Raw genomic sequence first — 22,384 nt, forward strand, 5'->3', positions numbered from 1 at the left:
TGTTTCTTTTTTTTTTTTTTATACGCCCGCGCCCCGCGGGGGGGGGGGGGGGGGGGGGGGGCCCCCCCCCCCCCGGGGGGGGGGGGGGGGGGGGGGGGGGGCCCCCCCCCCCCGCCCGGACGTCAGCGCAGGTGGCCGGTGTCGTTGAGCAGCCGCACCGAGGCGTTGCCGTCCGCGTAGTACTGGACGGCGCAGAGCGAGGCGGCGGACAGCTCCATCCGGTAGAGCGAGTCCGGCGGGGCGCCGAGTGCCAACCGCACCAGGGTCTTGATCGGGCTGACGTGCGACACCACCAGGACGGTCCGGCCGTGGTGGCGGGCCAGGATCTTGTCCCGCGCGACGCCGATCCGGTGGGTGAGCGTGGCGAAGCTCTCGCCGCCGCCGGTCGGCTTGGCCTTGGCGGAGCCGAGCCAGGCGTCGAGGTCGGCCGGGTGGCGTTCCTGCACCTCGGCGAAGGTCAGCCCCTCCCACGCGCCGAAGTTCACCTCGCGCAGCCCGTCCTCGTAGCGGACCTCCAGGCCCAGGCGGGCGGCGACGGTCTCGGCGGTCTGCCGGGTGCGCAGCATCGGGGAGCTGACCACGGCCTGGACGGAGCCGCGCGCGGCCAGCGCCTCGGCGACGCGCTCGGCCTGCCAACGGCCCTTCTCGGAGAGCTCCGGGTCGCTGCCGCCACTGCCGGAGAAGCGCTTCTCCGGGGTGAGGTGGGTCTCGCCGTGGCGGAGCAGGACGAAGGTGGTCGGCGTCCCGAGGTCGGCGGCGGCCGCCCAGCCGGCCTTGGGGGCGGTGGTCTCCAGCGGGGGCTCGTCGACGGCCGCGGGCGTGTCGGCCTTCGGCACCCTGGGCTCCCACTGGCGGCCGGCCTTGCCCGCGTCCATCGCCTCGTTGGCGAGCCGGTCGGCGTCCTTGTTCCGCTCGCGCGGGATCCAGGTGTACTTGACCTGGCCGCGCGGCAGCACGGCCCGGGCCTCGGCGGCGAGCGGCTGCATGTCGGGGTGCTTGATCTTCCAGCGCCCCGACATCTGCTCGACCACCAGCTTGGAGTCCATCCGGACGTCCACCGAGGCGTCCGGGTCGATCTCCCGGGCCGCCTTCAGACCGGCGATCAGGCCCTTGTACTCGGCCACGTTGTTGGTGGCGTGGCCGATGAACTCGGCGGCCTCGGCGATGATCAGGCCGGTGTCGCCGTCCCGGACCACCGCGCCGTAGCCGGCCGGCCCCGGGTTGCCCCGGGAGCCGCCGTCGGCCTCGACGACGAACCTGCGCCCCGCCATCGGATCAGATGCCCGACTCGGCGGTGCGCACCAGGATGCGGCCGCAGTTGTCGCAGCGGACGACCGCGTCCTTCGGCTCGGCCTTGATGGCGTTCAGGTCGGAGACGGCGAACTCGACCCGGCAGCCCTCGCAGCGGCGCTGGTAGAGACGGGCCGCGCCGACGCCGCCCTGCTGCTCGCGCAGCCGGGTGTAGAGCTTCAGGAGGTCGGCGGGGACGACGGCGACGACGGCCTCGCGGTCGCGCTTGACCTTCTCGGCCTCGGCGTCGATCTCGGCGAAGGCGGCGTCCCGGCGGGACTCGGCCTCCGTCAGCACGACCGTGGAGTGCTCCAGGCGCGCGGTCAGCTCGGTGACCCGGGTCTGGGCGGACTCCAGACGCTCCATGATCTCCAGGACGACGTCCTCCAGGTCCCCCTGGCGCTTGGCCAGCGAGCCGATCTCGTGCTGGAGGTTCTCCAGGTCCTTCGGCGAGGTGATCGCGCCGGAGTCCAGCCGCTGCTGGTTGCGGGCGGACCGGGCACGGACCTGCTCGACGTCCTGCTCGGCCTTGGTCAGCTCGCGGGTGGTGTCGCCGTGCTGGGCCTGGGCGGCCACCACGAGGTCCTTGAGCGCGGTGTGGTCGGCGGTGGCCTTGTCGATCTCGGCGTGCTCGGGCAGGCTGCGACGCCGGTGGGCCAGCTGGTCGAGCTTCGAGTCGATGGCCTGGAGGTCGAGCAGGCGGATCTGGTCGGCGGGCGCGGCGTTCAAGCGGAGGGCTCCTGTGAATCGGGTCAGGCGGTGAAGGACATGGGGGCGTGCGCGGTCCACGGGTCGGTGACCCGGTGGGAGACCTTCGTCTCCACGGCCCAGCCCCGCTGCTCGGCGGCGCCGTGCAGCGCCCGCTCGGCCAGGGTGAGCCAGGGCCACTCGGTGGCCCAGTGCGCGGCGTCGACCAGCGCGACCGGCGACGCTTCGGCGGCCTCGGAGGCCGGGTGGTGGCGCAGGTCGGCGGTGACGTACGCGTCGACACCGGCCGCCCGCGCCTCGGCGAGGAAGCTGTCACCGGAGCCGCCGCACACCGCGACCCGGCTGATCAGCCGGTCCGGGTCACCGGAGACCCGGACGCCGGCGGCGGTGGCCGGCAGGCCCTCGGCGACCCGGGCGGCGAACGCGGCGAGGGTCAGCGGGGGCTCCAGCAGGCCGATCCGCCCGCTGCCGCGCCGGCCCAGCGGGTCGGTCGGGTCCGGCACCAGCGGGCCGGTGACGCGCAGGCCGACGGCCTCGGCCAGCGCGTCCGAGACACCCGGGTCGGCGTGGTCGGCGTTGGTGTGCGCCACGTGCAGGGCGATGCCGCCGCGGATCAGCGTGTGCACGACCCGGCCCTTGAACGTGGTGGCCGCGACGCTGGTGGTGCCGCGCAGATAGAGGGGGTGGTGGGTGACCACCAGGTCGGCGCCCCACTCGACGGCCTCGTCGACGACCGCCTGCACGGGGTCGACGGCGAAGAGCACGCGGCGGACCTCGGCCTGAGGGTCTCCGCAGACCAGGCCGACGGCGTCCCAGGACTCCGCCCACTGCGGCGGGTAGACCTCTTCGAGCGCGGTGATGACGTCGGACAGTTTCGGCACCTGTCGAGACTACCGTGCGCGCGGGGGCGCCCGGGCCGCCCGGGCCGGGCCCGGGGGTGCGCGGCCGGGCGTCAACCTGCGGTTCCGGGCGTTCGAGAGGCCGCCGGGGCGCGCTGCCGGGCTCGTCCGGCGCCCTCGGGGCGCCCGCCGGGGCGGTCGCGGGCCGGGACGCGGGCCGTGCGGGCGTCGCGGACCCCCGGGTACGCGGGGGCGCCGCTCACAGCGGGCCGCTCGCACATATTCGAAACCGCGCCCAGGTCACCCTTACGAGTGAAGTGACCCGCTACGCGTTGAGCCCGCCCGGAAACCGAAAGTAACTTCACTCCTGCGAACGGGAGTTGCCTCGACCGGGGGGTCGGGAAGGCACTCCGCCGGCATGCGGGCCCAGGCAGGACGGGCCGTCGGCGGACGCGGCCGAGGCCGCGCTCCCGTACTTCCGAGGAACCGATCAGGCCGTCGGCGTGCGCCGCGGGTGCCGGAGCAGTGGGCACCCGCGGACGCCGGCCGAGACGAAGGGATGTGAATGCGGATGGGGGCGGGCACATCGCTGCGTACGGCCGGGGGGAACGGATCGGCGGGCCACCGGCCGGGTGCGGCCGGCGGATGGCCGGAGGTGGCGCGGGCGGCGCTGACCGGCGCCGGAGGCCGGGGAGGCGGCGGCGACTGGAAGGTCACCGCCGAGGGCTTCTGGTGCACGGTCGGGCCGTCCGCGGCGGAACTGGCCGCGGAGGGCTGGAAGATCCATGTGAGCGCGGCCTCGGCGGTCGGCGGCGCCGTCCTGGCCGCCGTCGCCGAGGTGTTGGCCGACGACCCGTGCACCTTCAAGTTCGCCGCCGGACCGGAGCAGTTGCACGAGATCAACTCGCGCAACAGCGACCGGGGTTCGGCGGGCAAGTTCATCACCGTCTACCCGGAGGGCGAGGAGCAGTTCCGGCGGCTGGCCGCCGCGCTGCACCGGGCGACGGACGGTCTGCCCGGGCCGGTGGTGCTCTCCGACCGCCCCTACCGGCCCGGCAGCCGCGTGCACTACCGGTACGGCGCCTTCGCGGCCCGCGCCGAACTGGGCAACGACGGCGGCTACCGGTCGATGCTGCGCGGCCCGGACGGCGAGCGGGTCGAGGACGTGCGCGGCGCCTCGTACCGCTGCCCGCCGTGGGCACGCGACCCGCTGGCCGACGGGCCCGGGGGGCCGACGCAGGCGGTCCGCGGGGAGGCGGCGCAGGGCCGCGGACCCGGGGCGGCCCGGCCCCCGGCACCCAGGCGCGGCTCCGGCGGGGTGCTGCTGGCCGGGCGGTACACCGTCACCGGGGCGATCCGGCACAGCGCCAAGGGCGGCGTCTTCCTCGGGCGGGACACCGAGGGCGGCGCCGAGGTGGTGGTCAAGCAGGCCCGCGCGCACATCGAGGTGGACCGGTCCGGCACCGACGCCCGGGCGGCGCTGCGGCACGAGGCCGCGCTACTCGCGCGGCTGGAAGGACAGGACCTGGCCCCGCGGCCGGTCGAGCTGATCGAGCAGGACGACTCGCTGTTCCTGGTGCAGGAACGAATCGCCGGACAGCCGCTCGGCAGCTGGGTGGCGGCCCGACTGCGCCGTGACGGCAGCCCCGATGTGGACTGGGCCGAGGCCGGACCGCTGGTGCGGGCCCTGTTCGACCTGGTCGAGCGGGTGCACGGGCTGGGGCTGGTCCTGCGCGACCTCTCCCCCGGCAACGTGCTGGTGCGGCCCGACGGGTCGCTGCGGCTGGTCGACCTGGAGCTGGCCGCCGAGGCCGGGCGGGCGGCCGGCTCGGCCGGCACCCCCGGCTACCGGGCTCCCGAGCAGGGGCCGGGGCGCCTCGCGCTGGTCACGGGCGGCGCGACCGGCACGGGCGCGGACCGGTCGGGCCGGGACGGGTCGGCCTGTCCCGGCCCGGGGAGGGACGCGCTCGGCCGGGACAACCTGATCGGCACCCGCGTACTGCCGGAGGGCACCTGCGTGGCCGAGCCGGCGGTCGACCTGTACGCCCTCGGCGGGCTGTTCTTCCTGCTGGCGACCGGCCACGATCCGCTGCTGCCCGAGGACCTGCCGCAGGCCCGGCCGGTCGCCGACCGCCTGGGCCGCTGGCTGACCCTCGCCGCCCGCTCGGGCGGCACCGCGCGGCGGCTCGCGCCACTGGTGCTCGGGCTGCGGGCCGAGGAGCCGGAGCGGCGCTGGAGCCTGTCCCGGGCGCGGTACGCCCTGGTCGGCGCACCCGACGACACGGACGCGGGCGCGACGGGCGCGGGCGACACGGGCGCGGGCGCGGGCAGCACCGCCGGCACGGCGGCCCCGGACCCGGCACGGGCGGGCGAAGGCACCGCGGCGGGCCCGACCGGTCCCACCGCCCTCGTCGACCGGGTCCTGCACGACGGGCTGCACCACCTCGCGCTCACCGCCACGCCGCTGCGGCGGGACCGGCTCTGGCCCGCCGTCCCGGCCGGGCAGTGGTCCGACCCGTGCAACGTGCAGCACGGCGCCGCCGGCGTCCTCGCCCTGTTCGCCCGGGCCGCGCTGACGGACGGGCTGCCCGAGGAGGTCCGGGAGGAGTCCCGCCGGACGGCTCGGACGGCCGTCGAGTGGATCGAGCGCCGGTGCGCCGCCGAACCGGTCGTCCTGCCGGGGCTGCACTTCGGCCGCTCGGGCGCCGCCTGGGCGCTGCTGGACGCCGCCGAGGCACTGGGGGACCGTGCGCTCGCCGAGCGCGCCGCCGCCCTCGCCCGCCGGATAACCGTCGAGTGGCCCAATCCGGACGTCTGCCACGGCGCGGCCGGCGCGGGCTTCCTCCACCTGCGCCTCGCCGCCGACCCGCCGGCGGGCGGCGGGGAGTTCCTGGACCGGGCCGCCCGCTGCGGGCACGGCCTGCTGGCCGCCGCCCGGCCCACACCGGAGGGCGTGGTCTGGCCGGTACCGAAGGAGTTCGACTCGGCGCTCGCCGGGATCACCCACCTCGGGTTCGCCCACGGGGTCGCGGGCGTCGGCGCCTTCCTGCTGGCCGCCGCCGGGGCCACCGGCGACCGGGCACTGCTCGACGGCGCGACCGAGGCCGGGCGCACCCTCGCGGCCACCGTCCGCCGCGAGCACGGCGGGCGCTACCGCGGGCAGCACAGCGGGCCGTTCGACGGGCCGAACGACGGCTGGTACGGCGAAGGGATCGCGGCCGGGGGCGACGCCGACGCCCGCCCGACGGCCTGGTGGCCGCAGGGCGCGGGCGACCCGGAGCACGTCCGGCTGGCCCACTGGTGCAGCGGGTCCTCCGGCGCGGGGACCTTCCTGCTCCGGCTCTGGCAGGCCACCGGTGACGACACCGCGCACGAGCTCGCGCTCGCCGCCGGCCGGGCGGTCCTGGCCGGACGCTGGCACTGCGGCGTCAGCGCCTGCCACGGACTGGCCGGCAACGGCGAGTACCTGCTGGATCTGGCCGCCGCCACCGGCGAGCCGGAGTTCCGCACCGGAGCCGAGGAGTTGGCCCAGCTGATCGCCGCCAGGTCGGCCCTGCGCGACGAGCTGCTGGTGCTGCCCGACGAGACCGGCACCGGCTGCGCGGCCGCGTACGGGACGGGCACGGCGGGTGCGCTGGCCTTCCTGCTGCGACTGCGCCACGGCGGCCCCCGGCTCTGGGTGGACCCGGTGCCGCCCACCCGGCCCGGCGAACTGCCGCCCGGGGCCGGCGGGGTGAGTACCTCATGAACGTGGCCGTCCGCTCCGCGACGCAGGCCCTGCGCCGCCTCAGCTTCACCTTCGCCACCGACGGCAGCCATGCCGCCTGCCTCGCCTCCGCCGCCGACGGCGGCTGGTACGCGGAGAGTTGGGCCCTGCCGGCGTCCGGTCCGGCCACCCCGACCGCACTGGCGCTGCCCGGTCACCGGTCCGAGAGCCTGCGCTGCCAGCTGATCGCCCTGCCGGACGGCTCGGTGCTGGTCTGCCGGCACGACGGCGAGCGGCACGACCTGGTGGAACTCTCCGCCGCCGCGCCCGGGAGTGGACCAGCCACCGTGGAACGGCCGTTGGGCACGCTGCGGCGCCCCGGGCTGCGCCTGCTGCCGCTCCCGGCGGCGGCGTCCGACGGCACCCGCACCCCGGTCGCGCTGGCGCTCGGCACCGACACCCGGCCGGGCACCACCGCCTGGCTGGTGTACGCCGACGGCGGCGAGCCCCGACAGGTCGCCGAGATCCCCGGCCTGCACGGCGGCGGCGTCTGGCTGGACCGCACCGGCGCCCTGCTGGCGCTCGACCGGGTCGACGCGGGCATCGTCCGCAGTGTCGTCCTGGACCTGCGCACCGGCGCGGTCACCCCCCTGCTGGAGATCGGCGAGCGCAGCAACGACCGGCTGGTCCTGTTCGATCCGGAGAGCCGCTTCGCGATGGTGCGCAGCGACGCCCCCGGGGTCGACCGGCTGGGCTGGGGCGTGCTGGGCGGCGGCGAGCCTCTGCGGTTCCCGGAGTGCCTGCACGTGGCGGGCGTGTTCCTGCGGCCGGTGGCACTGCGCGCCACCCCGGACGGGGCGCGGGTGGTCGTCCAGATCGACCACGGCGCCGGCTCGGCGCTGGCACTGTGGCGGCCGGCCGCCGGGCGACTGGATCCGCTGCCGGTGCCGCCCGGTCGACTCGGCGCGGTCGGACACTGGTCGGACGCGGGGCTGCGCATGCCGTACTCCTCGCCCGAGCACCCGGCGGCGCTGGCCACCCTGGACGTGGACACCCTGCTGGCGAACGCTCCGACCGCCGCGGCGCCCGGACCGGTGCCGCTGCCACTGCAGTTGGCGCCGCTCGGCTCCGGCCTGCCCGGCCCCTGGCGGGACACCGTGCTGCCGTGGCAGCCCGGCGGGCCGCGGGTCTCCCGCACCGCGCCCCCCGGCTGGCAGCTGGACGGCAGCTCCCCACCGGGGGACGGCGGGCGCTGGCACTCCGCGCAGAGCATCGAACTCGCCGGACCGGCCGGCCCGTTGGAGGCCGTGGTGTACGGCGGGGACGCCTGGCTGAGCAGCCCGCACCTGGTCCTCGCCCTGCACGGCGGACCGGCCGACGCCTGGCGGCTGGAGTTCGACCCCGCCCTGCAGCGGATGGCGGCCGAGGGCCTGGCCGTGATCGCGCCGAACCAACGCGGCTCCACCGGCTACGGGGTGGCGCACGCGATGGCCATCCGCGGCGCCTGGGGCGGACCGGACCTCGACGACGTCCTGTACCTGCTGGACGGCATCGCGGGCCAGCGCGCCGCACTCGGCCTGGAGGCGCCGGCCCTGTTCGGCGTCAGCTACGGCGCGTTCCTCGCACTGCTGGCGGCCGCGCACGCGCCCGCCGAGCAGGTCGCGCGCTGCGCGGTGGTCGCACCGTTCCTGTCCGGCGCCCGGCTGCTGGCCGAAGCCGCCGCCCCGGTACGGGCGTTGACCACCCGGCTGGGCGGCGGCGAACCGATCGCCGACGCCCGCGGCCCGCGCGACGTGCTCCAGCTCGCGCACCGGCTCCGCGCACCCCTACTGGTGGTGCACGGGGACCGGGACGAGACCGTCCCGGTGAGCCAGTCCCGTGCGCTGCGCCACGAGTTGCTGCGGATCGGCCGCACCGAGGGCGCCGACTTCCGGTACGTGGAGGCCGCCGGTGCCGGGCACGAGGTGCTGGCCGAGGACGGCGCCGCAGTGCTGCACGAGCTGCTGGCCGGCTTCCTGCGCACCGGCCGGCCGGGCTGACGCCCCGGCCCACAGACTCCCGGGCCGCTACGGCCCGGGGCGGTACCTGCGACGGCGGATGGAGGCCGTCGCGGGGAGAACACCCGACGCCCGTACCGCAGATCGCGGCGGGCGGAACATCAGGGGAGGACCCGATCATGGAGAACATGGTGGACTTCGAGACCGACCTCGCGGCGCTGCAGGAGCTGCCCGAGACCGAGTCCGTCGAGCTGACCGGCCACGGCGGCGGCTGCCAGTACACCTGCCTCATCCTGACCTGTCTGATCTTCACGATCAGCTAGTCGCGGGGCCGGTCGACCGGTGAGACCGCGGGCGCCGCTCCCGCCTGTCCGGACAGGCGGGGGCGGCGCCGCCCTTTCCCCGCGCGCCGCCCCTTCTGCCGCGCGATGCCCTCTCCCCTTACTACTGCTTACTACTGCCCCCGGTCGTCCGACCGCCTCCGACGCCCCACCCACCCACCGCCCGATCTCCGCCCCGACGGGAGCCCGCCCATGCCCCGCCGCCCCACCGACTGGACCCTCGCCCTGGCCGTCGCCCTGCCCGTCGAGGCCGTCACCGCACTCGCCCTGCCCGCGGCACTCGCCGGAGCCGTCGACGCCGCGCTCGACCGGAGCGCCGGACGCTCGGCGGTCCTCCTGCTCGCCCTCGTCCTCGGCGCCGCCGCCGGCGCCAACGCGCTGGCCGCCGCGGCCGGTCCGGCCTGTGCGGCCGAGGCCACCGCCGCCCTGCGCGGGCGACTGGTCCGCCATCTGCTCTCCCTCGGGCCCGGCGGCCGCGTGTGGCTGAGCGGCCCGCCACCCGGCGACCTGACCGCACGGCTGGCGGGCTCCGCGGCCGACGCCGGCGGTCGGCTGCCCGCCCTCCTCGGCGCGGCCACCGCGCTGCTCACCTCGGTCGGCGCGATCGTCGGGCTCGGGGTCCTGTCCCCGTGGCTGGCGCTCGCCTTCTTCGGCGGTGTGCTGCCCGGGGTGGTGCTGATCCGGCTGTTCCTGCGGGAGGCCGGGCAGGTCTTCGTCCGTTACCAGGAGGTGCAGGCGGACCTCGCCGCCCGGCTGACCGGCGCGCTGACCGGGCTGGGCAGCATCCGGGCGGCCGGTGCCGAACGGCCCGAGGCGGCCCGGGTCCTGGCGCCGCTGCCCGCGCTGTCGGCGGCCGGGCACGCGCTCTGGTCCGCGCAGCGGCGGACGGCCTGGCAGGCGACGCTGCTGATCGCCGTGGTCGAGGTGGCGGTGCTGGCGACCGCGGGCACCCTGGTGGCCACGGGCACGCTGGCACCCGGGGCGCTCGCCGCGGCGGCCGGCTGGGCGGCCCTCGGGGCGGGGCTCTTCGAACAGGTCGAGGCACTGGTCGGGGTCGCGCACGCGGGCGCCGGGCGGTCCCGGGTGGACGAACTGCTGGCGCTCACCCCCGCCCCGGCCGGCACCTCCGCCCTCCCGGCGGGCGGCACGGGCGAACTCGCCTTCCGGGGCGTGCTGGTACGGGAGGGCGACCGCGTCCTGCTCGGGCCGCTCGACCTCACCGTGCCCGGCGGCGGCACCGTCGCCCTGGTGGGTCGCTCCGGCAGCGGCAAGTCGCTGCTGGCCGCGCTGCCCGGACGGCTGCGCGACCCGGACGAGGGCCGGGTGCTGATCGACGGCGTGCCGGTGACCGAGCTGACCGCCCCCGAACTGCGCCACGCCGTCGGCTACGCCTTCGAACGGCCGGCGCTGGTCGGACGGACGGTCCGCGAGGCGCTCGACGGCGCCGGCCCCGACGAAGCGGTGTCCGCCCGGGCGGACTCCTTCCTCCGGGGGCTGCCCGCCGGGTGGGACACCCCGCTCGACGACCTTCGGCTCTCCGGTGGCGAACTCCAACGACTCGGCCTGGCACGGCTGCTGGCCGCGCCGGTCCGCCTGATGGTGCTGGACGACGCCACCTCGGGCCTCGACCTCGCCACCGAGTACCACGTCACCGAGGCGCTGGACCGGGCCACCCGGGGGCGGACCCGCCTGGTGGTCGCCCACCGCGAGGCCGCCGCCGCCCGCGCCGACCTGGTCGCCTGGCTCGACGGCGGGCGGCTGCGGGCCCTCGCCCCGCACACCGACCTGCTCGCCGATCCCGACTACCGCGCCACCCTGGCCGGCGCCGCGCTCGAAGCGGCCGGCGCCTGATGGGCCGCCACAGCGCCCGGCCCGGCGCGCCGAAGGCCGACCCGCCGCTCCCCGACCCCTCCCTCCCCCGCCCGTCGCGCCCCGAGCCGCCACAGGCCGACCGGTCCCTTCCCGACCCTCCGCAGGTCGGGCCCTTCGAGACGGCCGCACCTCCACCCCACGCACAAGGTCGGCCCCGTCGACCTCCCACTCCTCGGTGGTCGCCCGGCTGGGTCCTGCTCGGACGTCGACTCGGCGCCGCCCGGGGGCCGTTGTGGCGGCTGCTGGCCTGGTCCGGGGTGGAGGCGCTGCCGGCGCTGCTGTCCGGGCTGCTGGTCTCGGCCGCCGTCGACCAGGGGTTCCTGGCCGGGCGGCCGGGCGTGGGAGCGGCCTGGCTGGCCGCCTTCGGGGCGGTCACCGCCGCGCGCGCGTACGCGGCGCGGGCCGGGTTCCCGTACCTGGCGGCCGTGGTGGAGCCACTGCGGGACGCCCTGGTGGAACGCGTCGTCCGGGGCGCGCTCGCCCGCCCGCACGCGGACCCGGCCGAGGTCGCACGGCTGACCGAACAGGTCGAGTCCGCACGGCAGTTGACCGCCACCCTGCTGCGCACCCTGCGCGGTGTCGGGGTCACCCTGGCCGCCGCGCTGGTCGGCCTCGCCCTCCTCGCGCCTCCCGTCCTGCCACTGGTGCTGCTCCCCCTGCTCGCCGCCGGTCTCCTCTTCGCCCGGCTGCTGGGCCCGCTGGTCGACCGGCGCCGAGCCGTCGTCCTCGCCGAGGAACGGCTGACCGCCGAGGCCGGCGGCGCCCTCCACGGGCTGCGCGACATCCAGGCGACCGGCGCGCAGCAGCGGACGGCCGAGACGCTCGCCGTCACCGCCGAGGACAGCGCCGCCGCCTCCCGCGCCCTCGGCCGCGCCGCCGCGCTCCGCGCCCTGGTCGTCGCGCTGGGTGGGCGGCTGCCCGTCCTGGCGGTGGTCGCGGCCGCACCCTGGCTGCTCGGCGACGGCGGCCTCAGCCCGGGCGAGCTGCTCGGCGTGGCCACTTATCTGCTGCAACAACTCGACCCGGCGGTCCGGACCTTGGCCGGCACCGTCGGCGGCTGGCTGCTGAACCTGACCGTCGTGCTCGACCGGCTCGCCACCAGCTACCCGGAACCGGAACCGGCCCCGGTACAAGACCCGGACCCCGGCCCCGGGCATGAGCCCGTCGGCACCGAGCGGCCGGGGCGCGCCCCCACCATCCGCCTCACCGCCCTCCGGTACGCCCACGGCCCGTACGCCGCCCCCGTCCTCGCCGGTCTCGACCTCACGACCGCCCCCGGCGAGCACCTGGCCGTGGTCGGCCCGAGCGGCACGGGCAAGTCCACCCTCGCCGCGCTGCTCGCCGGCCTGCTCACCCCGCTCGACGGCGAGGTCACCGTCGACGGCGTCCACCCGCACCTCCTCCCCGGCCCCGAGCGCGCCCGCCTGGTGGCCCTGCTCCCCCAGGAGGCGTACGTCTTCCCGGGGCCGGTCCGGGCCAACCTGTGCTGGCCCGGCCCGCCCGACGCGACCGGCCCCAGCGACACCCGGCTCCTCGACACGGCGGCCCTGCTGGGCGCGGACGAGCTGGTCACCCGGCTCGGCGGGCTCGACGGCGTGATCGCCGATCCGGGCACGCTCTCGGCCGGCGAACGCCAACTGCTGGCGCTGGTCAGGACGTACCTCTGCACCGCGCCCGTCGTGGTGCTCGACGAGGCCACCTGCCGGCTGGACGCCGCCGCGGAGGAACGGGTCGAGCGGGCCTTCGCCGCCCGCCCCGGGGCGCTGGTCGTGGTGGCGCACCGGATCAGTTCGGCGCTGCGGGCCGACCGGGTCCTGATGCTCGACGGCGGCCGGGGCGTGCTCGCGCGCCACGGCGACCTGCAGGTCCTGTCGCCCCGTTACCGCGAACTGGTCGGCCACTGGCTGGGCTCGGCGGGCCCGCGGGCAGCCGAGCCGTTCGCCGGGCGCCCGTCGTGATCTCGATAGGATCTCGCCCGTCCCGGCCGTTATGGTGGCCGGGGCACGGGCCGCGATCACCGGCTCTGGCGCAGCTCAGGCGCCTGATCACGGGCCCGACCGCGCCCGCGGTGCCAGCCGGCGCCGAAGCACCCGCACCCTCGCACGGAAGACGATTTTGATGTCCCACACCCTCACCGACACCACCGGACCCGCGACCGCCGGGACCGACGCCGACGGGACCACGGCCGGGGACACCGCGTCGCACGGTCGCCACCGGGGCCCTTCCGCCGCCGACGACAGGCCCGAGGCCGACCCGCACGGCCGGCACCGCCTCGGCCTGGGCCGCGAGCAGGGCTGACGCCGCGTTCGTAGTCCTTCACGGCAGGGCCCGCCGGGTGCACCGGCGGGCCCTGCCGCGTCCCGGCCGGCGCCCGCGGCGCCCTCCCGACCGACCCGACCGACCCGGGCGCCTTCCGCCCGGCGCTCAGTCCAGCGTCACGACCGTCCGCAGCGCCTCGCCGCCCCGCATCTGCGCGATGGCCTCGTTGACGTCCGCCAGCCCGACCCGGTGCGTGACCATGCCCGCGAGGTCGATCCGCCCGGCCCGCCACAGCTCCACCACCAGCGCGATGGTGCGCGGCACCGGCGCGCCGCCGTACAGCGAGGGCAGCAGCCGCTTCTCGTTGAAGAAGAGCTCGCCCATGGTGAACTGCGCGAGGTCGTCCTGCGCCCCGGCGCCGATCACCACGACGGCGCCCCCGCGCCGCGTCGCGTCGTACCCGGCCCGCACGGTGGCCGCGCGGCCGACCGCCTCGAAGACGTAGTCGAACCCGCCGCCCGGCAGGGCCTTCGCGGCGGCCTTCAGCTCCTCCGGCGCGAGCGCCTCGGTGGCGCCGAAGGCCAGCGCCCGCTCGCGGCGCGAGACCACCGGGTCCACCACGGCGATCCGGCCGGCGCCGCAGACCCGGGCGCCCTGCACGGCCGCGACGCCCACCCCGCCCGCGCCGATCACCGCGACCGAGGCCCCCGGCTCCACCCGGGCGGTGTGCACGGCGGCTCCGATGCCGGTGGTCACCCCACAGCCGATCAGCGCGGCCAGCTCGTACGGCAGGTCGGCGGGGACGGTGATGACGGCGTCGCGATCGACCACCACCTCCTCGGCGAACGTGCCGGTGCCGTAGAAGCCGGAGGCCTCCACGGGCCCGCCGGCCGACTCCCCGCCGCCGAACCGGAACCCGGGCGCGCCGAGCCGGCGCAGGCTGGCGACACAGAGGTGGCCCCGGCCGCGCTCGCAGTGGGCGCAACGGCCGCAGGGAGCCATCCAGCAGAGCACCACGCGGTCCCCGACGGCGACGCCGGTCACGCCCTCGCCGACCTCCACCACGTCGCCGGCGCCCTCGTGGCCGGGGACGAACGGCGCGGGCTGCGGCAGGACGCCGCTCATCGCCGACAGGTCGGAGTGGCAGAGGCTGGCCGCCCGCAGACGGACCCTCACCTTGCCGGGGCCGAAGCCGGTCGCGACCACGTCGTCGCGGACGTCGAGCGTGTCCTGGCCGGTCTTGTGCAGGATGGCTGCGCGCATGGAGCTTGCTCCCGGTTCGCCTCGGGTCGGTGGTCGGGGCCGATTCTGACACGACCCACCCGGGGGGAGTAGAACACGTTCCATTCGCCTCCTCGGCCTCCGGCCCGTGTAACGGCTGGTCACCGGGGCCGCCGCACTGGCATGATCACCCGCCGTGTCCACACCTGTCAGACCCACCCCAGCCCCGGTCACGCTCACCGCCACCGCCGCAGACGCGCCCGCCACCACCGGTGCCGAACCGCAGGACTGCCCGTGCTGCGGCGCCCGGATCGACGCCGACCCCCGGTTCGCCATCTGGTGCCCGCAGTGCGAATGGAACCTCTCCCCCGAGCCGGCGGACGTTCCCGCCGCCGGCTCCCGCCGGGCCGCCGCCGCGGACGCCCGGCACGAGGCGGCCGCGATCGCCCGGACCGACCGGCTCTACGAGGACATCGCGGCCGGCCGACCGGCCGGCGTCGGGCTGCGGGCCTGGCTGGCCGCCTCGGCCATCGCCGCCGTGGTCCACCTGACCACCGCGGCCCTGTGCGCCTGGGGCCTCTGGCTGCTCGTCACCGGCAACACCCCGCTGCGCTGCCTCGGCGCGCTCGCCCTCCTCCTGGTCGTCCTGCTCCGGCCCCGGCTCGGCCGGACCCCGCGCGGCGAGGACGTGCTGGACCGTGCCGAGGCGCCCGCCCTCTACGCGCTGGCGGACCGCGTCGCGGCCGAGGTGGGGGCCGGGCCGGTCGGGGTGATCCGGGTCGACTGCGCGTTCAACGCGACCATGGGCGCGGTCGGGCTGCGCGGACGGTCGGTGCTCACCCTCGGTCTGCCGCTCTGGGAGGTGCTCGACGATCAGGAGCGGGTCGCCCTGCTCGGGCACGAGTTCGGCCACCGGGTCAACGGCGACCACCGGCAGGGGCTCTGGCTCGGCTCCGCGATCCACGCGCTCGCCCACTGGTACGACCTCGCCCGCCCGCGCGGCCACTACCGGCACGCGGTGGGGCTGCAGCTGCTGTTCCAGCTCACCGACCTCGTCCTCGCTGTGCTGCTCGGCGGCGTCGCCCGGCTGCTGCTGGCGGTGGTCCGGCTGCTCGACCGGCTGACCTCACGCGCCGGGCAGCAGGCCGAGTACCACGCCGACGCACTGGCCGCCCGCACCGCGTCGACCGGGGCGGCGCGGCGCCTGCTGCGGACCCTGATGCTCGGCCCGGCCGTCGGCACCGCGACGGCCCGGGTGCGCGCGGAGCTGCGGAGCCGGCCCGCGTCGCGCCGCGGCCCGCGGCCCGCTCCGGGGGCGCCGTCCCCGCAGACGACCGCCGCCGAGGCGTTCTGGGAGCGGCTGCGCGACCAGGTCGCCGGCGTCCCGGCGCTGGAACACGAGCGTCTGCTGCGCCGCTCCGCCCTGGAGCGGGGCGCGGTGGACCCCACCCACCCGCCGACCCACCTGCGGCTCGCCCTCCTCGACCGGGGCCCCGACCTGCCCGCCGCCGTCACGGCGACTCCCGCCGAGGCCGCCGCCATCGCCGCCGAGCTGGCGCCGCACCGCACCCGCATCGCGCACACCCTCCTGGCCGGCTGAGGGATCCGCCCCGCCCCGGGCCCGGGGCGGGCGCCGCGGTCTACCGTCCAGTAGGGTCCGACGGCGAACACGAGCGCCACAACCACCCGGCAAGGGAGCCGCACCATGTCCGACCTCCTGGAGAACCCGCGCCCCGCACCCGAGGTGCTGGCGGCCTTCGAAGGCGCGACCGGGTTCATGCCGGTGGACGAGGGGCTCGCGCTGTACGCGGCGGCGCTGACGGCGGCGCGGCGGACGGGGCTGCCGGTGCTGGAGATCGGCACGTACTGCGGGCGGTCGGCGATCCTGCTGGCCGCGGCCGCCCGGGAGGCGGGCACGGTGGCGCTCACCGTCGACCACCACCGGGGCTCCGAGGAGCAGCAGCCCGGCTGGGAGTACCACGACCCGACGCTGGTGGACCAGGAGGTGGGCCGGATGGACACGCTCCCCCGGTTCCGCCGCACCCTGCACGCGGCCGGGCTGGAGGACCACGTGGTCGCCCTGGTCGGCCGGTCGCCGCAGATCGCGGCGCTCTGGGGCGGGCGGCTCGGCCTGGTCTTCATCGACGGCGGCCACACCGACGAGCACGCCACCGGTGACTACGAGGGCTGGGCCCGGCACCTGGCCCCCGAGGGCGTGCTGGTGGTGCACGACGTCTTCCCCGACCCGGCGGACGGTGGCCAGGCGCCCTACCGGGTCTACCTGCGGGCGCTCGCCGAGGGCTTCGAGGAGGTCTCGGTGACCGGCTCGCTGCGCGTCCTGCGCCGGGCCTCCGTCTGATCCGACCGGGCCCGAGCCCCTCCCTCGAACGGCGTGCTCGAACGCCGCGCTCGAACGGCGCGGCGGCCCGACGAGATCACCGGACCCGCCCCACAGCCGATCACGGATGCTCTAACGTCGTGCCGGGGCTGTCGGGCGGGGGTTCGAACGGTACGGTGTCCGCGCGGCGCACGCGCGCCGGGGACAGCGGCACAGCGCCACGCAGAGCGACCGGGCAGACGGTGGGGGCCAGCACGATGAGCGACCAGCAGAACACCGCTCCGGCGGTCTGGGACCCGACCGCGCGCGGCGGCGCCGGCGGCTGGGTGCGCGGCCCGCAGCAGCCCGCCCCCGGAGCGGCCCAACCCCACGCTGGCCAGCCCCCTGCGGCCCAACCGGTTCCACCCGCACCCGACCGGCCCGGCGAGGCCCCGCAGCCGCCCGCGGCGGGCGGTGTCGGCGACCAGGGCCCGCCCCTGGCCGCCCGCCCGTACCTGGCCGCCGGCGGCCAGGGCTACGACGCCGCGACCGCTCCCGCCTTCCCGGCCGCCGCACCGCCGCCCGCCGGCCCGCGGCCGGCGGCGCCGCCCGCGCCGGGCTTCCCGGGCCACGCGACCCCCCAGGGCCCGGCCGGCTACGGCTACCCGCCGGCGCCCCCGGCCCAGCCCCAGCCCGCCCAGCCCCCGTACGCCGCCGCCCCGTACCCCCAGCAGTACCCGGCCCAGCCAGCCCAGCCGTACCAGCAGCCGTACCAACCGGAGTACCAGCAGCCCTACCAGCCGGACTACGCGGCGGGCTACGAGGACCTGGACGCCGAGGACCGCCCGGCCAACCGGCGCGCGCCGCTGCTGATCACCTTCGCACTGCTGTTCGTGCTGGCCCTGGGCGGCGGCATCCTCTGGGCGGTCAAGGGCAAGGGCGACTCGGCCGACCAGGCCGCCGCCCCCACCTCCTCGGCGACCACCGCCGACCCCGGCACCACCGGGAACCCGCCGCCCGCCCCGGCCCCCGACGGAACGACCGGCACCCCGAGCCCCACCGACACCGCGTCCGCCACCCCGAGCCCGACCGCCGGTGCGGCCGGCCCCAACGCGCAGGCCCAGGCCAAGGCCCTGGACGAACTGCTGACCCAGGGCGAGAGCGCGAAGGCCCCGATCGGCAGCGCGGTCGCCAAGGTGAGCAGCTGCCCCGCGAAGGCCGACATCGACAGCGCCGCCCAGGTCTTCGACAGCGGCGCCAAGCAGCGCGACCAGCTGATCGCCAAGCTCGCCACCCTGACCGTCACCGACCTGCCCGGTGGTGCGGACGCGGTGCAGTCGCTGAAGTCCGCCTGGCAGCTGTCCGCCGACATCGACCGGGCGTACGCGAGCTGGGCCCGCGCCGTCTCCGCCCAGGGCTGCTCGGGCTCGGCCCCGAACACCGCCGACAAGAAGCACGCGGACGAGCTCAACCCGCAGGCCACCCAGGCGAAGAAGGACTTCGTGGCGAAGTGGAAGACGATCGCCGACCCGTACGGCCTGACCGCGCGCACCCAGGACAGGATCTGAACCACCCGTGACCCGCACCACCTCCGGTCCGCACGACGAACCGCCCCGCCGCTCCCGCCTGCTGCGCGCCACCACCCTGGCCGGCGCCCTGGTGCCGCTCTGCCTGGCCGGCTGGCTGGGCTGGCAGGCCGTCGCCGACCACGGCCGGGACGACAGCGCACCGGCCCACGCCGCCGAGGCCGCCGCCCCGCCGTCGGGACCGCTCGCGGCATCCTCCTCGACACCGTTCTCGGCATCCTCCTCGACGCCGGTGGACGCCTCCCCCTCGGCCGACGCCCCGGCGGCCTCGCCGAGTGCCGGCCCGTCCGCCCCGGAGACCGCCGCCCCGGGCACGACGACCGGCACCGCGACCGCCTCCTCCACCGCCGGCGCGGCCTCCACCGTGATGGCCGGGCGCACCGTCCTGCTCGACCCCGGCCACAACCCCGGCAACGCCGCCCACAGCGCCGAGATCAACCGCCAGGTCGACATCGGCAACGCCCGCAAGGAGTGCGACACCACCGGCACCTCGACCAACGCCGGCTACAGCGAGGCCGAGTACTCCCTGGACGTCTCCCGCCGGGCCCGCGCGATCCTGACCGCCCGGGGCGCCACGGTGGTCCTGGCCCAGGACGGCGACCGGCCCTGGGGCCCGTGCGTCGACGAACGCGCGAGGGCGGGCGCCGCCGCGCACGCCGACGCGGCGGTCTCCGTGCACGGGGACGGCGGCCCGCCCGGCGGCAGTGGCTTCCACGTGATCATGCCCGCCAAGGTGGTCGCCGGTAAGGCGAACAACGCCGCGATCGTCGAACCCTCGCACCGGCTCGGCCTGCTGCTGCGCGACAGCTTCCACGCGGCGACGGGCGAGCCGTACGCCGACTACATCGCCAGCCAGGGCCTGGACACCCGGTCCGACCTCGGCGGGCTGAACCTCTCGGCCGTGCCCAAGGTGTTCATCGAGTGCGGTAATATGCGCAATTCGACCGACGCCAAGCGGATGACGGACCCTCAGTGGCGCCAACAGGCCGCCCAGGGGATCGCCGACGCACTGACCGCGTTTCTGACCACGCGGTAGGCGGTCGGGGCCGAGCCGCCCGCCCCGCCGGAAGGTGGACAGCAAGGGGTCGGGGCCGCGCAGTTTGCAACGACTTCGCCCCATTCCCGAGCCCGCTGTGCACCCGCGAGGCGGTTGGCCCTAGGCTTCTGGTCCGTTCGGAGTTTTCCGGGCCGGTCAGCCGACCGCGAAAAACCGCCGTCCACGACACACCAACGAGGGGAACGTTAGTGAATCTGCGCGCTCTCACCAGGGGAGACGCCGCCGTCGCAGGTGCGGCCGTCCTGCTCTTCATCGCCTCCTTCCTGCCGTACTGGACCGTGGACTGCAGTGGCAGGTACTGCGGTGACACGTCGCAGAACGCCTGGGACAGCGTCCTGTTCCCCGTCCTGCCCTCGGTCTTCCTGCTCGGCATCCTCGCCGCCGTGCTGATCCTGGTGCAGCGCTTCCAGGGCGCCGCCGCCGCCACCCGCCAGGTGCTCGGCCTGCGGCTGGACCAGTGGGGCACCGCGTTCGCCGTGGCCGCGCTCTGGACCTCGATCTGGTCCCTGGGCGGTGGCCCGAAGGGCCTGGACCACGGCTTCGGCGCCTGGCTGGCCGTCATCTCGCTGCTGGTGCTCGCCGGTGCCGCCGCGGCCGGCCCGCTGGTGCCCGCGCTGAAGGCCCCGCTGGTCACCGACAAGCCGGCCGTCCCGCAGGGCTACCCCGGTGGCTACCCGGCCCCGCAGGCGGGCCAGCCCGGCCAGTACGGCTACCCGGCCCCGGGCCAGGACCCGCAGCAGGTGCAGTCGCCCGCGTTCGGCGGCCAGCCCGGCGGCTACGGCTACCCGGCCCCGCACGCCGGCCAGCCGCAGGACGCCGCCCAGGCCGCGGCCCAGCAGGCCGCTCAGCACGCCGCTGCGCAGCAGGCCGCCCACCAGGCGCCGGCTCCCACCCAGGCGCAGCCCGCCCAGGCCCAGGCGGCCCCGGCGCCCGACTTCGCGCCGTTCTGGTTCGCCGTCCCGGCGCCGCGTCAGCTGGCCCCCAAGGACAACCCGGCCGGCGCTCCGGTCGGCGAACTCGTCCCGGGCACCTGGTACCTGGCGGTCGAGCAGCGCGGTGCCGCGCTGGTCGCCCAGCTCCAGGACGGCTCCCAGGGCGTGCTGGTCGACACCACCGGTATCCAGCGCGGCTGACACACCGGCAGGCAACACCGAAGGGGCGGGACCGGATCACTCCGGTCCCGCCCCTTCGTCGTCGGTTCGCCCCGTTCGCCGGTTCGCCCCGGCCGGTGGTCCGCCCCGTTCGCCGGGCGGGCCTCAGCAGCAGTCCTGGACCACCAGCCCGGTGGGCAGTTGGTCGCCGCCGAAGACCGTCACCGTGGCCGGGTCGCCACCGAGTGCGGCGACGGCCAGCAGCAGCGCTCCCGCCGTCCAGGTGGTGCGCTCCTCGGGCCAGATGGCGTCGTCCTCGAAGACGTAGCCGGTCCAGTAGGAGCCGTCACTGTGCCGCAGGTGCTTCTGGATCCAGCGCAGGATCTCGACCGCGCGGTCGGACTCGCCGACCGCCCAGAGCGCCATGGCCAGTTCGGCGCTCTCGCCGCCGGTCACCCAGGGGCGGTCGCTGACGCAGCGCACCCCGAGGCCGGGGACGACGAAGCGGTCCCAGTCCCGCTCGATCCGCTCCAGCGCGGCCGGGCCGCGCAGCGCGGTGCCGAGCACGGGGTAGTACCAGTCCATCGAGTAGCGGTCCTTGTCCAGGAACCGCTCGGGGTGGTGCGCGATGGCGTGCCGCAGCCGGCCGGCCGCCAGCTCCCAGTCGGGCTGCGGCTCCTCCAGGTAGTCGGCGACGGCCAGGCCGCAGCGGAGCGCGTGCAGGATGCTGGAGGAGCCGGTCAGCAGCGCCTCGTCGGGCGCCTCGCCGTGCTCGTCGACCCGCCAGGAGATCGGGCCGCCCGGCAGCCGCAGGCCGACGATGAAGTCGAGGGCGCGCCGCACGACCGGCCAGATCCACTCCAGGAAGGCGTCGTCCCCGGTACTGAGGTGGTGGTGCCAGACGCCGACGGCCACGTAGGCGCAGAAGTTGGTCTCCTTGGCGTGGTCCGTGACCGCGCCGTCGGTGCCGCCCTGGCCGTACGCGTAGGCGGCGTACCAGGAACCGTCGGGGTTCTGGCGGGCCGCCAGCCAGCGGTAGGCGGCCTCGGCGGCGGCGTGCTCGCCGGCCGTGTCCAGCGCCATCGCGGCCTCGGTGTGGTCCCACGGGTCCAGGTGGTGACCGGTGAACCACGGTATCGCGCCGTCGCTCTGCTGCTCGGTGAGGATGCTGCGGACGGTCCGGGCGGCCTGCTCGGCGTCGAGCACCCCGTCCAGCAGCAGCACCTCGGGGACGGCGGCGGTCACTCTCCGGCCCGCCCGGCCTCGGTCTGCGTGGCCTCGGTCTGCCCGGCCTCGATCAGCTTCGACTCGGTCTGCCCCGACTCGGCGCGGTCCGGCGTGGCCTCGGCGCGGTCCGGCGCGGGTTCGACGCGGTTCGGCTTGGAGGCGTAGGCGACGAAGCTCTTGCCGATCACCGGGTTGAGCGCCTTCTCCGCGGCCTTGGTGAGCTTGCTGATCACCGGGGTGCCGACGATGTCCCAGACCAGCAGCTGGTGGTAGGCCTTGACCGGCAACGCCTTGTCGTTGTCCACCCCGACCGCGCACTTGATCCACCAGTACGGCGAGTGCAGGGCGTGCGCGTGGTGGGTGCCGTACGGCTCCAGGCCGGCGTCCTTGAGCTTGTCGAGCAGCTCGTCGCCCCGGTAGATCCGGATGTGACCGCCCTCGACCTCGTGGTACTCGTCGGAGAGGGCCCAGCAGATCTTCTCGGGAAGCCAGCGCGGCACGGTGACGGCCAGCAGCCCGCCGGGCTTGAGCACCCGGAACATCTCGTTGAGCACGCCCTTGTCGTCGGGGATGTGCTCCATCACCTCGGAGATGATGATCTTGTCGAAGTACTCGTCCTCGAACGGCAGGGCCAGCGCGTTGCCCTCCATCGCGACCGCCGACGCGCCCTCGGGAGCCTCGCCGGCCTCCGCCATGGCGGCGAACCACTTCTTGACCTCGGCGATCTCGTCGGCGCTCTGGTCGAGGGCGGTCACATTGGCCCCGCGCCGGTAGCACTCGAACGCGTGCCGCCCCCCGCCGCAGCCCAGGTCGAGCACCCGGTCGCCGGGGGCGAGCGGGAAGCGCGAGAAATCAACGGTCAGCACTGCGGGC

The 22,384-nt window shown here is 76.6% G+C and carries 17 protein-coding genes; 11 read left to right on the forward strand and 6 right to left on the reverse strand.

Annotated features, from left to right (window positions below; all coding sequences use genetic code 11):
• Positions 1-122: 122 nt before the first annotated feature.
• From ACFVYI_RS36010 to ACFVYI_RS36020, 3 genes are read right to left on the reverse strand one after another with little or no spacing between them, the layout of a single operon-like run.
• Positions 123-1,271 carry a bifunctional RNase H/acid phosphatase gene (locus tag ACFVYI_RS36010; protein ID WP_387893436.1) on the reverse strand — a complete coding sequence of 383 codons (1,149 nt, stop codon included), beginning with the start codon at positions 1,269-1,271 and terminating at the stop codon, positions 123-125.
• A gap of 4 nt (positions 1,272-1,275) precedes the next feature.
• The gene (locus ACFVYI_RS36015) at positions 1,276-2,019 is read right to left on the reverse strand and encodes a zinc ribbon domain-containing protein (protein ID WP_387893437.1); all 744 of its coding nucleotides are present in this window, start codon (positions 2,017-2,019) and stop codon (positions 1,276-1,278) included.
• 23 nt (positions 2,020-2,042) lie between these two features.
• The gene (locus ACFVYI_RS36020; RefSeq protein WP_387893439.1) at positions 2,043-2,879 is read right to left on the reverse strand and encodes a Nif3-like dinuclear metal center hexameric protein; all 837 of its coding nucleotides are present in this window, start codon (positions 2,877-2,879) and stop codon (positions 2,043-2,045) included.
• 529 nt (positions 2,880-3,408) lie between these two features.
• On the opposite strand from ACFVYI_RS36020, the gene ACFVYI_RS36025 reads away from it, so the two are divergent.
• The 6 genes from ACFVYI_RS36025 (at position 3,409) to ACFVYI_RS36050 (ending at position 13,051) form a co-directional block, all read left to right on the forward strand.
• Positions 3,409-6,585 carry a lanthionine synthetase LanC family protein gene (locus tag ACFVYI_RS36025; RefSeq protein ID WP_387893441.1) on the forward strand — a complete coding sequence of 1,059 codons (3,177 nt, stop codon included), beginning with the start codon at positions 3,409-3,411 and terminating at the stop codon, positions 6,583-6,585.
• Positions 6,582-8,582 (forward strand): alpha/beta hydrolase family protein, encoded by a 2,001-nt coding sequence (locus ACFVYI_RS36030; RefSeq protein ID WP_387893443.1) that lies wholly within the window; start codon positions 6,582-6,584, stop codon positions 8,580-8,582. The genes ACFVYI_RS36025 and ACFVYI_RS36030 overlap by 4 nt, the downstream gene beginning before the upstream one ends.
• A 137-nt stretch (positions 8,583-8,719) precedes the next feature.
• A complete protein-coding gene (locus ACFVYI_RS36035) occupies positions 8,720-8,863 on the forward strand; it encodes a VenA family class IV lanthipeptide (RefSeq protein WP_153882823.1) in 144 nt (47 codons plus the stop codon).
• Positions 8,864-9,073: 210 nt separating this feature from the next.
• Positions 9,074-10,732, forward strand: coding sequence for an ATP-binding cassette domain-containing protein (locus ACFVYI_RS36040; protein WP_387893445.1), 1,659 nt, complete (start codon positions 9,074-9,076; stop codon positions 10,730-10,732).
• 278 nt (positions 10,733-11,010) lie between these two features.
• The gene (locus ACFVYI_RS36045; protein WP_387893447.1) at positions 11,011-12,711 is read left to right on the forward strand and encodes an ATP-binding cassette domain-containing protein; all 1,701 of its coding nucleotides are present in this window, start codon (positions 11,011-11,013) and stop codon (positions 12,709-12,711) included.
• Positions 12,712-12,871: 160 nt separating this feature from the next.
• Entirely contained in the window at positions 12,872-13,051 is a 180-nt protein-coding gene (locus tag ACFVYI_RS36050) for a hypothetical protein (protein ID WP_387893449.1), read from the forward strand.
• 126 nt (positions 13,052-13,177) lie between these two features.
• Here the strand turns inward: ACFVYI_RS36050 and ACFVYI_RS36055 are convergent, their stop codons facing one another.
• Positions 13,178-14,275, reverse strand: coding sequence for an alcohol dehydrogenase catalytic domain-containing protein (locus ACFVYI_RS36055; RefSeq protein ID WP_387893451.1), 1,098 nt, complete (start codon positions 14,273-14,275; stop codon positions 13,178-13,180).
• A gap of 154 nt (positions 14,276-14,429) precedes the next feature.
• Between ACFVYI_RS36055 and ACFVYI_RS36060 the strand changes: the two genes are divergently transcribed.
• From ACFVYI_RS36060 to ACFVYI_RS36080, 5 genes are all read left to right on the forward strand, one after another.
• A complete protein-coding gene (locus ACFVYI_RS36060) occupies positions 14,430-15,833 on the forward strand; it encodes a M48 family metalloprotease (protein WP_387893453.1) in 1,404 nt (467 codons plus the stop codon).
• A 105-nt stretch (positions 15,834-15,938) separates the two neighbouring features.
• The gene (locus ACFVYI_RS36065) at positions 15,939-16,592 is read left to right on the forward strand and encodes a class I SAM-dependent methyltransferase (protein WP_387893455.1); all 654 of its coding nucleotides are present in this window, start codon (positions 15,939-15,941) and stop codon (positions 16,590-16,592) included.
• A 236-nt stretch (positions 16,593-16,828) separates the two neighbouring features.
• Entirely contained in the window at positions 16,829-18,118 is a 1,290-nt protein-coding gene (locus ACFVYI_RS36070; protein WP_387893457.1) for a hypothetical protein, read from the forward strand.
• Between the two features lie 7 nt (positions 18,119-18,125).
• A complete protein-coding gene (locus ACFVYI_RS36075) occupies positions 18,126-19,172 on the forward strand; it encodes an N-acetylmuramoyl-L-alanine amidase (RefSeq protein ID WP_387893459.1) in 1,047 nt (348 codons plus the stop codon).
• A gap of 209 nt (positions 19,173-19,381) precedes the next feature.
• Positions 19,382-20,326 carry a hypothetical protein gene (locus tag ACFVYI_RS36080; RefSeq protein ID WP_387893460.1) on the forward strand — a complete coding sequence of 315 codons (945 nt, stop codon included), beginning with the start codon at positions 19,382-19,384 and terminating at the stop codon, positions 20,324-20,326.
• Between the two features lie 123 nt (positions 20,327-20,449).
• Here the strand turns inward: ACFVYI_RS36080 and ACFVYI_RS36085 are convergent, their stop codons facing one another.
• Positions 20,450-21,529, reverse strand: coding sequence for a prenyltransferase (locus ACFVYI_RS36085; RefSeq protein WP_387893462.1), 1,080 nt, complete (start codon positions 21,527-21,529; stop codon positions 20,450-20,452).
• Positions 21,526-22,377, reverse strand: a complete 852-nt coding sequence (locus tag ACFVYI_RS36090) for a class I SAM-dependent methyltransferase (protein WP_387893464.1) — start codon at positions 22,375-22,377, stop codon at positions 21,526-21,528. Before ACFVYI_RS36090 ends, ACFVYI_RS36085 begins: the two co-directional genes overlap by 4 nt.
• Positions 22,378-22,384 lie beyond the last annotated feature (7 nt).

Origin of the sequence: Kitasatospora sp. NPDC058218 (assembly GCF_042882445.1) — a bacterium.
Lineage (GTDB): Bacteria > Actinomycetota > Actinomycetes > Streptomycetales > Streptomycetaceae > Kitasatospora.